The organism is Bacillus sp. FSL K6-0042 (assembly GCF_038006685.1).
Lineage (GTDB): Bacteria > Bacillota > Bacilli > Bacillales > Bacillaceae_G > Bacillus_A > Bacillus_A pseudomycoides.
The window spans coordinates 1886014-1900756 of the sequence record NZ_JBBOVS010000001.1 but is presented as its reverse complement, the minus strand read 5'-3'; the positions used below and the strand labels follow the sequence as shown (position 1 = coordinate 1900756).

18 protein-coding genes and 1 tRNA gene are annotated in these 14743 nt (G+C 35.2%); 16 read left to right on the top strand and 3 right to left on the bottom strand.

Annotated elements, in window-relative coordinates:
* Nucleotides 1–172 precede the first annotated feature (172 nt).
* The 6 genes from MHH45_RS09920 to MHH45_RS09895 all read left to right on the top strand — a co-directional run bounded on the left by MHH45_RS09920 (nucleotide 173) and on the right by MHH45_RS09895 (nucleotide 3775).
* Nucleotides 173–379, top strand: coding sequence for a helix-turn-helix transcriptional regulator (locus tag MHH45_RS09920; protein ID WP_016113854.1), 207 nt, complete (start codon nucleotides 173–175; stop codon nucleotides 377–379).
* Nucleotides 380–398: 19 nt separating this feature from the next.
* On the top strand, nucleotides 399–776 hold the full coding sequence (locus MHH45_RS09915) for a hypothetical protein (RefSeq protein WP_016113855.1): 378 nt from the start codon (nucleotides 399–401) through the stop codon (nucleotides 774–776).
* A gap of 46 nt (nucleotides 777–822) precedes the next feature.
* On the top strand, nucleotides 823–1008 hold the full coding sequence (locus MHH45_RS09910; RefSeq protein WP_088093982.1) for a DUF3976 domain-containing protein: 186 nt from the start codon (nucleotides 823–825) through the stop codon (nucleotides 1006–1008).
* A gap of 198 nt (nucleotides 1009–1206) precedes the next feature.
* Nucleotides 1207–2610 carry a 3D domain-containing protein gene (locus MHH45_RS09905; RefSeq protein WP_340862333.1) on the top strand — a complete coding sequence of 468 codons (1404 nt, stop codon included), beginning with the start codon at nucleotides 1207–1209 and terminating at the stop codon, nucleotides 2608–2610.
* A gap of 184 nt (nucleotides 2611–2794) precedes the next feature.
* Nucleotides 2795–3262 (top strand): SPASM domain-containing protein, encoded by a 468-nt coding sequence (locus MHH45_RS09900; protein ID WP_249922707.1) that lies wholly within the window; start codon nucleotides 2795–2797, stop codon nucleotides 3260–3262.
* 243 nt (nucleotides 3263–3505) lie between these two features.
* A complete protein-coding gene (locus MHH45_RS09895; RefSeq protein WP_016113860.1) occupies nucleotides 3506–3775 on the top strand; it encodes a DUF1292 domain-containing protein in 270 nt (89 codons plus the stop codon).
* Nucleotides 3776–4167: 392 nt separating this feature from the next.
* Here the strand turns inward: MHH45_RS09895 and MHH45_RS09890 are convergent.
* Nucleotides 4168–4240, bottom strand: a tRNA-Val gene (locus MHH45_RS09890).
* 304 nt (nucleotides 4241–4544) lie between these two features.
* Between MHH45_RS09890 and MHH45_RS09885 the strand changes: the two genes are divergently transcribed.
* The 9 genes from MHH45_RS09885 (at nucleotide 4545) to calY (ending at nucleotide 11063) form a co-directional block, all read left to right on the top strand.
* Complete coding sequence (locus tag MHH45_RS09885) at nucleotides 4545–4877, top strand: hypothetical protein (RefSeq protein WP_249922708.1); 333 nt, start codon at nucleotides 4545–4547, stop codon at nucleotides 4875–4877.
* Nucleotides 4878–5209: 332 nt separating this feature from the next.
* Complete coding sequence (locus tag MHH45_RS09880) at nucleotides 5210–5437, top strand: hypothetical protein (protein WP_016113884.1); 228 nt, start codon at nucleotides 5210–5212, stop codon at nucleotides 5435–5437.
* A 154-nt stretch (nucleotides 5438–5591) separates the two neighbouring features.
* Nucleotides 5592–6860, top strand: coding sequence for a D-alanyl-D-alanine carboxypeptidase family protein (locus tag MHH45_RS09875; protein WP_016113885.1), 1269 nt, complete (start codon nucleotides 5592–5594; stop codon nucleotides 6858–6860).
* A gap of 135 nt (nucleotides 6861–6995) precedes the next feature.
* Nucleotides 6996–7571 (top strand): signal peptidase I SipW, encoded by a 576-nt coding sequence (gene sipW, locus MHH45_RS09870; RefSeq protein ID WP_016113886.1) that lies wholly within the window; start codon nucleotides 6996–6998, stop codon nucleotides 7569–7571.
* A 350-nt stretch (nucleotides 7572–7921) separates the two neighbouring features.
* Nucleotides 7922–8755: a DUF4047 domain-containing protein gene (locus MHH45_RS09865; RefSeq protein WP_016113887.1), complete on the top strand. Its 834-nt coding sequence runs from the start codon at nucleotides 7922–7924 to the stop codon at nucleotides 8753–8755.
* Nucleotides 8756–8916: 161 nt separating this feature from the next.
* Complete coding sequence (locus MHH45_RS09860) at nucleotides 8917–9507, top strand: CalY family protein (protein ID WP_016113888.1); 591 nt, start codon at nucleotides 8917–8919, stop codon at nucleotides 9505–9507.
* Between the two features lie 73 nt (nucleotides 9508–9580).
* Nucleotides 9581–9889, top strand: coding sequence for a CalY family protein (locus tag MHH45_RS09855; RefSeq protein WP_249922709.1), 309 nt, complete (start codon nucleotides 9581–9583; stop codon nucleotides 9887–9889).
* A gap of 14 nt (nucleotides 9890–9903) precedes the next feature.
* Nucleotides 9904–10236, top strand: a complete 333-nt coding sequence (locus MHH45_RS09850) for an LPXTG cell wall anchor domain-containing protein (RefSeq protein ID WP_249922710.1) — start codon at nucleotides 9904–9906, stop codon at nucleotides 10234–10236.
* A gap of 233 nt (nucleotides 10237–10469) precedes the next feature.
* On the top strand, nucleotides 10470–11063 hold the full coding sequence (gene calY, locus MHH45_RS09845) for a biofilm matrix protein CalY (RefSeq protein WP_016113890.1): 594 nt from the start codon (nucleotides 10470–10472) through the stop codon (nucleotides 11061–11063).
* A 96-nt stretch (nucleotides 11064–11159) separates the two neighbouring features.
* Here calY and MHH45_RS09840 read toward each other — a convergent pair whose 3' ends face one another.
* Nucleotides 11160–11483, bottom strand: coding sequence for a helix-turn-helix domain-containing protein (locus tag MHH45_RS09840; RefSeq protein ID WP_016113891.1), 324 nt, complete (start codon nucleotides 11481–11483; stop codon nucleotides 11160–11162).
* Nucleotides 11484–11573: 90 nt separating this feature from the next.
* Nucleotides 11574–11705: an anti-repressor SinI family protein gene (locus MHH45_RS09835; RefSeq protein WP_016113892.1), complete on the bottom strand. Its 132-nt coding sequence runs from the start codon at nucleotides 11703–11705 to the stop codon at nucleotides 11574–11576.
* A 367-nt stretch (nucleotides 11706–12072) separates the two neighbouring features.
* Here MHH45_RS09835 and MHH45_RS09830 point away from each other — a divergent pair, with 367 nt between their 5' ends.
* Nucleotides 12073–14460, top strand: a complete 2388-nt coding sequence (locus tag MHH45_RS09830; RefSeq protein ID WP_016113893.1) for an immune inhibitor A domain-containing protein — start codon at nucleotides 12073–12075, stop codon at nucleotides 14458–14460.
* Nucleotides 14461–14743 lie beyond the last annotated feature (283 nt).

Genomic DNA, 14743 nt, shown 5'->3' with positions numbered 1-14743 from the left:
AAAACCATCTATACAAATAAAGTTAACTATATGTTCCATTTTAGTTATGACAATAGTCGTGATCAAAAAGAATAGGTGGGAGTAAGAAGGATTGGAAAAGTTATGTAAAGGATACTTGACGTAAAGGATGCTTTACATTTATACTCTGTTCAAGGAGGAGGAGGGATTTTCCTTGGAAAACAAAATGGTAGAATACAGAAAAAAATTGGGACTGTCTCAAGAGAAGTTAGCCGAAAAACTTGGTGTTTCTAGACAGACGATTATTTCAATTGAAAAAGGAAAATATGATCCATCACTTCCTTTAGCATTTGAAATTGCGAAAACATTTCAGACAACCATTGAGAATGTATTTATTTATGAAGGGAAAGAACGGGAATGATAGAGAAGGGGGAATATTAATGAATTATTCACAGAAGTACTTTTTGATTATAGGAATGTTTTTTTTAATTATGAGTGGATTCATGGTATTAGCAGGGATTATGACACATTCTGCGCCGCCAACTCCGACTTATACATTAGCATCGATGATGATTATGTGCTTTTGTTTAAGTTATCTTCACCCACAATTTAAAGAGAAAGACGAAAGGATGAAGTTAATCCGTCAAAAAGGGATGTTTTATTCTTTCTTTGCATTATTGATATATTTCATTGTTTTTTCAATTGGGTTACATTTAGAAATCATTATATTGACAGCTGGAGAACTACTTAATATATTAGCTGCTTTAACGATTAGTACGGTTTTTATTTCGTTTGTTGTTTTATCTAAAAGATATTAAGTGGAAAATAATGAATTATAGGTCTTACATATAGGAAGGAGAAAAAATGCAATTTCTTTATGCGTTTAGTATAAGTATTATTTTAATTCTATTCATGTATTTCTTCGTTCGCAAAGATATTACGAAAGATAATACGCTGACAAAGAGAGGTTTTTATAAACTGATTGGATGTTTAGCGGCGATGTTTGTGGGGATTATTGTGTTGGTGGTATTGATGAGTAAGAAATTATAAGCTAGTAAAAGAGGTAGAAGATAGCAGGAATAAAACAGAATCAAGTCCAGTATGCAATAAGTTTGCATCTGGATTTCATTCTGTTTTATTTTTATTACATTTTTGTTACTACTCTTATTCTTATCTTAGAAACAATTATACTTATACATAGTATGATGATTTAGTCAATGGCCAAATTTAGGGAAAAGGAATGAATTTATGAAAAAACAAATCACAGCACTTTCTTTAGCTATGGTTCTGGGCTTCGGTTTCCAACCGATTGCTAGTTTAGCAGAAACATCAAATAACATAACGCAAGATTCTACTCAACAAGCTGGATGGAAATTAGAAAATGGTGAAAGGTTTTATTATGAAAATGGTAGTAAAAAAACAGGTTGGCTGAAATACGGAGAGAATTGGTATTACTTAGATGAAGCAGCTGGCGGAGCGATGAAAACAGGTTGGTTGAAAGAAGGAACTAATTGGTATTACTTAGATGAAGCAGCCAGTGGAGCGATGAAAACAGGTTGGTTGAAAGAAGGAACTAATTGGTATTACTTAGATGAAGCAGCCAGTGGAGCGATGAAAACAGGTTGGTTGAAAGAAGGAACTAATTGGTATTACTTAGATGAAGCAGCTGGCGGAGCGATGAAAACAGGTTGGTTGAAAGAAGGAACTAATTGGTATTACTTAGATGCGGCAGCTGGCGGAGCGATGAAAACAGGTTGGTTGAAATACGGAGAGAATTGGTATTACTTAGATGCGGCAGCTGGCGGAGCGATGAAAACAGATTGGTTGAAATACGGAGTGAATTGGTATTACTTGGATGAAGCAGCTGGCGGGGCAATGAAGACAGGCTGGTTGAAAACAGGTGGTAGTTGGTACTACTTGGATGCGGCAGCCAGCGGAGCGATGAAAACAGGTTGGTTGAAATACGGAGAGAATTGGTATTACTTGGATGGAGCAGCTGGCGGGGCAATGAAGACAGATTGGTTGAAATACGGAGAGAATTGGTATTACTTGGATGCGGCAGCTAGCGGGGCAATGAAGACAGGCTGGTTGAAAACAGGTGGTAGTTGGTACTACTTGGATGCGGCAGCCAGCGGAGCAATGAAAACAGGTTGGTTGAAATACGGAGTAAATTGGTATTACTTGGATGCGGCAGCTGGCGGGGCAATGAAGACAGGCTGGTTGAAAACAGGTGGTAGTTGGTATTACTTAGATGAAGCAGCTGGTGGAACGATGAAAACAGGTTGGAATAAGATTGACGAAAAAATGAATTATTTCAAAGATAGTGGACAATGGATAGGAAATACGCGTGAGCTAACGGTTAGATCAACAGCATACTCAAACGACCCGGAAGAAAATGGTGCGGAACCTGGTGAACATGTTTATACGAGTATGGGAGATGATTTAACTGCTAATCCAAATTTAAAAGTGATTGCTGTGGATTCTTCAGTTATTCCACTTGGCTCGAATGTATATGTAGAGGGATATGGACCAGCTGGAGCTAGGGATACTGGTGGAGCTATTAAAGGGAATAAAATAGACGTATTTATACCTTCAAAGCAGGAAGTTTGGAACTGGGGAGTTAGAACAGTAAAGGTATATGTATTACCTTAAAGTCATTGTAGTTCATGTACATATTGTAAAAAAATCATTATTACTATAGTAATATGTTTTTATTAGAAACAGCTTTTTCAAGCGAAGACTTGAAGAAGCTGTTTTGTTTAGTGCTAATATACTAGATTCTTTATTGTGTAAATTTATTGAGTGGGTGCAGCATGATGTAGGGTCGGTTTATGTTATGAATTTTGAATGGGCATTAGCTTCCTGGACCGGAATTCCGTCACCAGTCTGTATTTTTTCGGAAGAGTGTGGTAGAGCGGTCGCTATGGAACATAATGGTGATCTGTTTTCTTGTGATCATTACGTTTATCCTGAATATCGATTAGGAAATATTACAGATGGATTAGTAAATATGATAAATTCCCCATCACAGCTTGCCTTTGGTAAGAAGAAGCGAGATACACTGCCCTCAGTGTGTAGAAATTGCGAGGTTCGATTCGCTTGTCATGGCGAATGTCCTAAAAATAGATTTCTAGTTTCAAATCAAAATGAGCCAGGATTAAATTATCTATGCGCATCCTATAAGAAATATTTTAAGCATATTAACCCTTATATGAAAATGATGAAACAGCTGTTACAAGACGGCTTGCCTGTTTCCTATATGAAAGAAATAATTGCGGATCAAGGAGGTCTTTCGAAAATCTAAAATAGTATATTTCTAATTTTTCGAAAGCGTTGGGACTTTAATCACTTTAGTTGATCCAATTATCTAATACGAAATGCGTTAGTTCATATTCACGAATGATATCCTTTTGGTTGGGTATTTACGCTGAAGCAGCAAGAATTTGTTGTTTTTTGCGCATTAATTTCATTTTTTATGGAAAGATATGCTAGTAAGTATGCGGTTTGACTGCTCTATTTTTTAGAGTATGAAAGGAGGAGTACGAATATGGTGGAAATTGAAGTAGGCGAAACTTTTACCATTAGCGATGAGAGTGATCAGGAGCAGGAAGTTGAAGTGCTGGGAACGATGAATGTCGAAGGAGCAGAATACATTGCTGTCGGCTTTGTAGAAGACCTTCAAAAGGAAACAGATGAAGACATTGACATCTTCTTTTTAAGAGTAGAAGATGATGGTGAATTGTCATACATTGAGAGTGACAAGGAGTTTGAAAAAGTGTCTGCTGCGTTTGAGGAAATGATGGATGAGCAAGATTAATATTGATTGGACAGAAGAGAGGGATAAATATATGCCCTCTCTTTGTGTATATATAGTTGAAAAATATTTCCCATAATTGATTATAAATAAAGGGAAAGTGACATTGATGTTTATTAAATATCTCATTGAATTCTTTTGTATAGCTTGAATCAGCAACCATGTTGGCTAAATCAACGAGTAAATTATCGTATAAAAATAGCGTTCTACCAATTGGTAGAACGCTATTTTGCCGTATTTTATCCCGCATTAACGGGCAGTAAGACCCCCACCTCAAGATTCAGAGAGAAACGAGGAAGATAGGTGGGGGATCAACTGTCCGTAAAAGCCCGATTGGTTCAACTAATAATCAGTGGGGGATGAAGAAAACCCCCACTGATTAAAGTTTCACTTTATGATCCCGACTGGTCTCGAACCAGCGACCTCCACCCTGTCAAGGTGGCGCTCTCCCTGCTGAGCTACGGGATCATGATAAAAGTGATGAATTATATATCTGATAATTCTGTCTGTTTGATTATACAAAACTAAGTGACACCTTACAATAGTTTTTACTATAATCTTTAAAATGGAACCTGATAGAATGACATGATTATATTTATTGCGAGCACATTTACATGTAGTTTAATAGTAAATAGTAAGGGGATTACTCACTCATGAAGCTAGAGTGATTTTTCGCCTTTCATCAAGTTGAATATTAATTTCATAAGATAATACGATTTAAAATTGATATAATTTAGGAGGTTACCTAAATAACTTGAAGGAGTGTGTCACTTTGTTTAAAAGGATAGGAAAAGGAATTGCTTTTGTTATTGGAGGCCTTGTTTTATTTGGATTAATATGCGGTGGCATTATGTTGTTTCATAAAGCAGATAAGAAAGAAATGAATGCTGAAAAGACTGAGCAAATCGAAGAGGTAGATAAATCAAAAGATATTGGAATGAAGATAAGAGAAATGCATAGTGATTTAAATACGATTACAGGTTGGGAAAGGTATGAGAATCTTGAGAAGACCGATGCTCCAGCTTGGCAAGAGAACGAATGGGGATTCAAGTTAATTGATACCACTTTAAAAGAAGCTGCTTCGTTGACTAAAGGCAATTTATAAAGAAGATTTAGACCGAGCTAGAAAATTACTTCATATTTCAATTCAAAATCATGATACAACAGCTTTAGTATATGTTCACCGTATTTTACATGATCTTGATATCGGACAAAATGGATTGAAAGCAGGAAATAATTTTAACAGTGCGAAAGCTGATGCTGGTGATGCTAGCGCAATACCTATTTATGAGGATTATATGAAGCAACATAGCAAATGAATATTACATTTATATTTGTTTTGGTAGGATCTTCTTTTTACAATTTCATGGAAATAGGGTATAACAGAGATAGAAAATAGATTTATAAATATTTTATAGATTAAAGAGGTATATAAGAATGGTAAGAAAATCTTTCAAGATGCGTGTATCTAGAAATAGAACGATTTCAATAAATGGTGCGATTCTTGATGTTGATGTCTCTCATGATGAGTTTTTAGATGAGTTTATTGAATGGATAGATTCAAAGGGTTGGTCCTTCATGGGCATGACCGATGAGATTACAGAAGAGGAAGCTGGGAATAATTTAATAGATTTATTGGCTGATGAGAAGGATAAGAAAGAATGAGTCCTTCTTATTTTTATGTGTGTGATTATGTCTTTCCTTGTAAAATTATGATATAGTGAAAAATGGTAATTAATTTGCCATTTAAATACCAATTTAATGTCGGATTGGTAGAATTAGTATATAAGGTAAAAGAAAATAGAAAAGGGAGAGTCATATGGTAAATTGTAAGAAGATTTCGGTTTTCATTATGGTGATTTGTTTATTTTTTTTAACGCCTATGACATTGTACGCTGAAACTGGAACTGAACCAGTGTCGGCACCTGGTCCGGGTCCAAATGTGTTTGGGCAGTTTGCAGTTTCAATTGATGCAAAAACAGGGGATGTTTTGTATGACAAAAATGCACATCAACATGCATTTCCGGCAAGTATGACGAAAGTATTGACTGCTATTTTATTAATGGAGCATACGAAGCCAGAGGAGCAATTTACGTTTTCACAACCTGCATTAGATCAGGAAAAGAGTAATTATCAACTTGAATTTCAGGTAGGTGAAACAATCAATCGTAATACAGCACTAACAATTTTAATGGTATTAAGTGCAAATGATGTTGCGTATGCAATTGGTGAACGTATTGGTGGAAGTATAGAAAACTTTGCGAATATGATGAACGAGAAAGCGAAGCAGTTAGGAGCAAAGGATAGTCATTTTGTAACGCCGAATGGTTTACATGATCCGAATCATTATACGACGGCATATGATATGGCAATGATCACGAGAGGGGTTCAACAATACCCTGAGATTTTACAAGCTATGAATACGAAACGAACAACGGTTACAACATCTAGACAAACGGTTTCTATTTTTAATAAGGCTACTTATTTCGAAAATTCATATAGTATTGGTGGAAAAACAGGTTTTACAAATGAAGCACGCAATACACTTGTATTATTAAATGAGAAAGATGGTAATTGTATTGTCAATGTTGTGATGGCGTCACAAAGACCAGAGATTTACGAAGATATGCGTCAAATTGCAGATCATTCTTTCTCGCAATTTGCTAAGCAAATGGTTTTAGATAAAAATAATTGGCATCAGAAAGCAACATATTTAGATAAAAATATAGATTGTGAACTTGAAAAAAGTGCAGAATTGATGTTAAAGAAAGACGAAGGAAAGAATGTAAAAACAGTCTTTAGAACGGCTCCGGTTGATAAAGAAAAGCTATATCAAAAGGGGATTCATCGCGGGGATGTAATTGGAACAGTAGACGTGACAAAAAACAATCAAATGATTGAAAGCATTAATGTTCTGTCTAAGGAAGATATTACATTTGCAATGCCGAAAAAAAATATAAAGCCAGCTGAGCCTACGTATCCTTTTGGGTTGATGGTAAGTATTGGAGCTGGAATTATTGCTTTAATAATAATTGGTTTATATGTGGTAAGACGAGCTAAAAAGAATGCAGTTTCAGAAGTGGAATAGGCAATGATCAATTGCCTATTTTTTATTGCGTTTTTTATTCGTTCATTATAGTATTAATTTAGGTTCTCTTTTAAGAACATCTTAGGATATCCTAGTTTTTACGTGCATATACATAATAAAGAGGAGGAGATACAGATGAAACTAGTTTGGAAGATTATGAGTAACGTCATTTCATTTGTTTTATTTGCGTTAATGGTTTTTTTAGCGTTTATTGTCATCTCATCAAAAGCAAGCGGCGGGGATCCGACTGTAATGGGATATCAATTTAAAACAGTACTATCTGGATCGATGGAACCAACATTTTTAACAGGATCAATTATTGCAATCGAACCAACGAAAGATGGATCTAAATATAAAAAAGACGATGTAATTACTTTTAAAGAAAGCGATAAAAAAATTGTAACTCACCGTATTATTGATGTGAAAAACGTAAATGGGAAAGTAATGTATGAAACAAAAGGTGACAATAATAATGGCCCGGATTTAAAACCAGTCTTAGCAGAAAATGTTATTGGGAAATATGGAAATATTACAGTTCCATATGTGGGATATTTGTTGAATTATGCGAATTCAAAAGCAGGAGCAGCCTTACTTTTAATTATTCCAGGCATATGTTTACTTGGGTACTCTGCAATTTCTATTTTTAGTGCAATCCGTAGCATTGATAGCGAAAAGAAAAAGAAATCTGCAGATGTAGGACAATCTGTATAATTCCGTTATTTTCTCCATTTTAGAGATTATAAATATAAAGATATTATTGGGGAAACCTTCAATACTAGTTAATAATGATGCACAGCAAACAGTTGGTAGAGAGAAATAATTATATAAATAGGCTATCAAATTGATAGTCTATTTATATATATTATTTTCGAACTATTATACGGAGATATGTATACGAGAGATTAGATTGATGGAATTAGGTTTTTTACCACGCGAAAAGGTCATGTGTAACAAAAATGTAAAAAAATACTATATTTTTTATTTCATTTTCGGATTTTATTCTATATAATGAAATTATGTTCTTTATAGAGAATTGAATACGAGTAATGGGAGAGGTTGGAATGATGAAATCATCAAAAAAAATAAAAACAATACTCATGTTACCATGTATGTGTTCAATAGCTTTCTATATGGGATCACAAGTAGTTACGTATACAGAGGCTGCTTTTGTAAATGAGACAAAAATACATTCTACTGTTTCAACTGCAATTGTATTTCCAAAAACGATTGATACTTTGGTGAAAGAAGCAGAGCAGCATGAGAATTTGATTTTAAATGGAGCTGAAGGAATGAATCAGGAAACACAAGCTGATTCTGTAGAAGTACTCGAACAAAAAGCGCAGCAATGGAGAGAACAGTTTGAAAAAGTGAAAGTGGAACGTGAAGCCTTGCAACACATATATACAGAAATAGAAGATTATTATAAGCAATCAGTAGAAAATGTAAGAGTAAATAATAGCGATTCAAGTAAGCAAGTGCTTCAATATGTACAAGCGAGTTTTACTAAAGTAGGGAGTATTAAGGATAATGTTGATAAGAAAATATCAGTACAAAAAATGGAAGAATTTATTCTAACCCTACAAAAGAAAATAGAAGAGAAAAAAGCGCAACAGGTTAATAACACGTCTGGAAAAACAGAGCAAGAACAAGTCGTACCTTCTTCTGAGCAAAAAGAGTCAAACAGCCAGGAAGAAATAAAGCAACCATCAAACCCTAAACAAGAACAAGTCGTACCTTCTTCTGAGCAAAAAGAGTCAAACAGCCAGGAAGAAATAAAACAACCATCAAAACAAGAACAAGTTGTACCTTCTTCTGAGCAAAAAAAATCAAATAAACAAGAAGAAATAAAGCAACCATCAAACCCTAAACAAGAACAAGTCAATCAAGCTCAATAAGCGAAAAAGACCAATCCAGTATTACAACAGCCTGAAGAGAATAAAGAAGAAGTGCAGAAACAAGATTCAAGCGCTGTACATGAAAACCACTGATTTTTGGGTTATACCTTCTACAAATGTAGAGGTTAACATAAAAAAATGAAGTTCAGGGGGAATACGGAATGGGAATTAAGAAAAAATTAGGAATGGGTGTTGCATCAGCTGCGTTAGGACTATCTTTAATTGGTGGAGGAACATTTGCATACTTTAGTGATAAGGAAGTATCAAATAATACATTTGCAGCAGGTACATTAGATCTTTCTGTAGATCCAACTACGATTATTGATGTTAATAATATTAAGCCAGGGGATAAAATGACACGTGACTTTAAGCTTGTCAATAATGGTTCATTAGATATAAAAACTGTGAAATTATTAACTAATTATAATGTAATAGATTCAAAAGGAGATAATTCAGAAGACTTTGGTAAGCATATCCGTGTGAATTTCTTCTGGAATTGGGATAAATTAAGTGAGCCTATTTTCTCAACGACATTGGCTGATTTAAAAGCTATGTCTCCAGATGCAGTGGAAGAAAGTATTTTTGCAGGTTGGTTTGCTGAAAAGGGTGGTTTGAAGCATGGTGATTCCGACTATCTTTGGGTACAATATGAATTTGTAGATAATAAGCAAGATCAAAATCAATTCCAAGGTGATAAACTTGAGTTGAAATGGACATTTGAAGCAGAACAAACAGAAGGGTCAGAAAAATAATAGGATTGATAGAAAAAAGGTAGGTTTTTCCTGCCTTTTTTTCATACCAATTCTTGTTATATGAGGGATGTACATGAATAAGAAGTGGTTATTTATCATGAGTATATGTCTGATTCTAGTAGTTTTCATTGGTATTACAAAAAATATTGACCAAGTGTATGCAGAGGAGCGGCGAGAAATAGATATAAGCCTTGAGCCAAAAGAAGTACTATTTCATGTTTTAAATATGAAGCCAGGAGACTGGGCAAATCGAAGTATACGTATTAGTAATGAAGGAACAAAGAAATTATCATATAGTATAAAGAGCGAGGCTTCAGAGGGGTCTACGAAATTATATGAAGCTCTTACGGTCACTGTAAAAGATAAACAAGGAGTGCTGTAAAAGAACTTCAAAGTATGGAAAAGCGTACATTAGCAGTTGATAGAACTGACGAGCTTATCTATACGATACATGTTCCTAAAGAGTTAGGAAATGAGTATCAAGGATTACAAACAATGGTGAAATTTCTTTTTTATGCGGAAGAGCCAAACGGAAATGGTGCGGGTACAGAAAATGAAACGGGAAGCAATCAAATGCAACCTCCTGCATCCATAGATTCTAATAGTAACTGGCAGCTGCCACGTACAGGTGTGCAACAAAGCAGTATGGTTTTAATAGGAATTGGTTTAGTGGGGTGTGGGCTTTATTTTTATAAAAGGTATACTCAAATGAAGTATAGGAAGGATTAAGTCTTTTTAAGGATGAATAGAGAATAGTTTCAAAATTAATATTATTTTATAGTTGCAATTACACCTATATGTTCTTTATAATGAACGTATAGGTAGCTTTTTAAAGAACAGATAAATTCAAGGGGTATTGTACATACATTGGCCGTAGAAAAATAACAGGCGTTCGATTGGTTATACCTCTTATCCTACATTAAGAGATAACAATAAAAAAAAATAGCTAGGGGGAATTTACAGTGAGTTTAAAGAAAAAATTAGGTATGGGAGTCGCTTCAGCGGCATTGGGATTATCTTTAATCGGTGGAGGAACATTCGCTTACTTTAGTGACAAAGAAGTATCGAACAATACGTTTGCAGCGGGTACATTAGATCTTACTTTGGACCCTCAAACAATTGTAGATATTAAGGACCTTAAACCAGGCGATTCTGTTAAGAAAGAATTCTTATTAAAGAACAGCGGCACGTTAGCAATTAAAGATGTTAAATTAGCAACGAAGTACTCAGTTACAGATGCGAAAGGCGATAACGCTGGGGAAGATTTCGGTAAGCATATTAAAGTGAAATTTATTTGGAACTGGGATAAACAAAGCGAGCCTGTATATGAAACAACATTAGCAGATTTACAAAATGCTGATCCAGATCTTCTAGCAAAAGACATCTTTGCTCCAGAGTGGGGTGAAAAAGGTGGCTTAGAAGCTGGAACAGAAGACTACCTGTGGGTACAATTTGTATTTGAAGAAAATGGTAAAGATCAAAATAAATTCCAAGGCGATAAATTAAACTTAGAATGGACATTCAATGCAAGCCAAACTGAAGGCGAAGAGAGATAATCAATAAGGAAATAACAAACAAAAAAGCGGGGATTCCCCGCTTTTTTTGTAAATAAAAAAAGAGCGCCCCCCAGTATGCACTCCTCCTTGTATATATTATTCCTGGTTTTTCTTCCATTTTGTAAACTCTAAAAATTCACGGAATTGCTCTTTTGAGACACCGGAGTTCATAGCTTCTTTGACGAGGTGTGTCCATTCCGAATCCAATTGGTTTTCGGATGATGTTTCGTCATGAAGGAGTGTGTCCACTGGTATTTTCAGAACATTCGCAATTTTTTCAAGAAATTGAATGGAAGGGTTCTTTTGTAAATTACGTTCAATGGAACTAATATAAGACTTTGCAACACCTGCTTTTTCAGCAAGTTCTGTTAAAGAAATCCCTCTTTGCAACCGAAGGCGTTTTATACGTTCTCCTATCATCTTTGTGCACCTTTCTGTAAGTATGTAGTCGGCTTATGATGTCATTATTATAACACAAATTTCGTTAAAAAGAACGCCTCTGCTACGCTGCTAGTTTCTGGTAGGCTGGTTCATACGTTGGAAAAAGTGTTCGATATCTTGAATAGCGATCCCAGCATCTAAAGCTTCAAGCATTAAATCAATCCAATCCTGATCTAGCGTATCTGCCTTTTGTTTGTACAAAGTGTATTCCTCCCTAATGTGTAATGAATCGTACAAAATAAACAACCTTTTAAACACATTATAATATTTCAAAAAGTTAATTTGGTAAAAATAATGTTAATTTATTGTATATTTTGTAGGTAACACTAATAAAAAGTTACTAGTTTGTCATTCTATAAAGAAATTGTAATAGTTTTATCAAAAATTATCAATATCTTCAGAAATAACTGATATATAGAGGGATATTTTTGTGAAAAATATGTTATTTTTACAAACGTGTTACAAAAGTTACAAAATAGCACAAAATCAAACAAAATATTGAAAAGTTACTGAATTTTTATTATTATCTAAATATTGGTACATATTTTATTGGGGGAGGAAAAAAGGGATGAAAAAGAAACCGTTTAAAGTGTTATCAACACTTGCTGTAGCAGCTGTTCTTGGCTGCTCGTTTGGGGCTGGTAGCCAGTCTGTTTATGCAGAAACACCTGCAAAAACAGTACCTACAAGCCCGATTGATGATCATTTAATTCCAGAAGAGCGCTTAGCTAATGCTCTTAAAAACCGAGGAGTAATTGATTCATCAGCTTCAAATGAAGAGACAAAGAAAGCTGTCGAAAAGTATGTAGAGAAAAAGAAGGGTGACAAACCTGGAAAAGAAGAAACGACTGGGGATTCTGTTACAAAAGAAGCGTCTGATTTCCTGAAGAAGGTTAAAGATGCAAAGGCAGATACAAAAGAAAAATTAGAAACACCAGCAAATGGAAATGAAGCTGGAGCAGTTCCCGTTAAAGGCGCATTAAATGGTAAAGTGCCAACTACTTCTGCAAAGGCAAAAGAGTATAATGGAAACGTTCGTAAAGACAAAGTACTTGTTTTACTTGTAGAGTATGCTGATTTCAAACATAATAATATCGATAAAGAGCCTGGTTATATGTATTCTAGTGATTTTAACCAAGAACATTATCAAAAAATGTTATTTGGTAACGAACCATTTAAATTAGAAGATGGGACAAGCATTGAAACATTTAAGAAATATTATGAAGAACAATCTGGCGGTAGCTATACAGTAGATGGAACGGTTACAAAGTGGTTAACAGTTCCAGGTAAAGCGTCTGATTACGGTGCAGATGCTGGAGACGGCCATGATAATAAAGGCCCACTAGGACCTCGTGACCTGATCAAAGATGCATTAAAAGCAGCGGTAGATAGCGGTCTTGATTTATCAGAATTCGATCAATTTGATCAATATGATGTAAATAAAGATGGCAATCAAAATCAACCAGATGGCTTGATCGACCACTTAATGGTTATCCATGCTGGTGTTGGACAAGAAGCTGGTGGCGGTAAATTGGGTGATGATGCAATTTGGTCACATCGTTGGACAGTTGGTCAAAAACCATATGAAATAGAAGGTACAAAATCAAAAGTACCATACTGGAATGGCAAAATGGCAGCGTTTGACTACACAATTGAACCAGAAGATGGAGCGGTCGGTGTATTCGCGCATGAATATGGTCATGATTTAGGTCTTCCAGATGAGTATGATACAAAATATTCTGGCGGCGGCGAGCCAGTTCAGTCATGGTCTATTATGAGTGGTGGTAGCTGGGCTGGTGAAATTGCTGGAACAACGCCAACAAGTTTCTCTCCGCAAAACAAAGAGTTCTTCCAAAAAACAATTGGTGGAAACTGGGCGAATATTGTGGAATTAGATTATGAGAAGTTAAACCGAGGAATTGGTTATGCAACATACCTAGATCAAAGTGTAACAAAAACGGCTCGTCCAGGTATGATCCGTGTTAATTTACCGGATAAAGATGTAAAAGGAATTCAACCTGCGTTTGGTAAGAAGTACTACTATAGTACAAAAGGTGATGATCTTCATACAACATTAGAAACACCTTTATTTGATTTAACAAATGCAACAAATGCAAAGTTTGATTACAAATCATTATATGAAATTGAAACAGACTATGATTTCTTAGAAGTACATGCAGTAGCAGAAGATGGATCGAAAACATTAATCGATACAATTGGTAATAAAAATGTAAAAGGTGGTGCAGATACCACTCTTGGAAAATGGGTAGACAAATCTTATGATTTAAGCCAATTTAAAGGTAAGAAAGTGAAGCTTGTATTTGAATATATTACGGATGGTGGTTTAGCATTAGATGGATTTACTCTTGATAATGCAACATTAACAGTAGATGGTAATGTTGTATTCTCTGATGATGCAGAAGGTACACCAAAATTCAAACTAGATGGCTTCATTGCTTCTAATGGAATTGAAAAGAAAAAGCACAACTACTATGTAGAGTGGAGAAACTATGCTGGTGCTGACGAAGCGTTAAAATATGCTCGCGGTCCAGTATATAACACAGGTATGGTTGTATGGTATGCAGACTCAAGCTATACAGATAACTGGGTTGGCGTGCATCCAGGATACGGATTCCTTGGTGTAGTTGATTCTCATCCTGAAGCAATTGCAGGAACTTTAAATGGTAAGCCAACATTTAAAGATAGCACACGTTATCAAATTGCTGATGCAGCGTTCTCTTTCGATCAAACACCGGCATGGAAAGTTGTATCACAACCTCGTGGAACATTTGAATACAGTGGACTACCAGGTGTTGCGAAGTTCGACGATTCTAAAGCTTATATTAATAAGCAAATTCCAGATGCAGGACGCATTTTACCAAAACTTGGCCTGAAATTTGAAGTAGTTGGCCAATCGGATGATAAGTCTGCAGGTGCAGTTCGCTTATATCGTTAATTATGAAGAAGCTGTTGAAGGTTTTCCTTTCAACAGCTTTTTTTATGAGCAAATGTATTTTATATGAAATGCAAACTCGTATATAATTAAACTTTAAGAATAGGAAAATGTTAAGTAAAAGGTGGAATATATATTGAAGAACCAATATAAACCCTTTTTAAGGTGATAGAGAGCATCCGTCCAAGCGTAGAAGCGGTCAGATCTTTTTCCTGCCCCATGCCAAGTGAAAACAAAGAGAGAAAATGAGTGTAGGTCACTTTTTGTTTTCGTAACAGTAATGTAT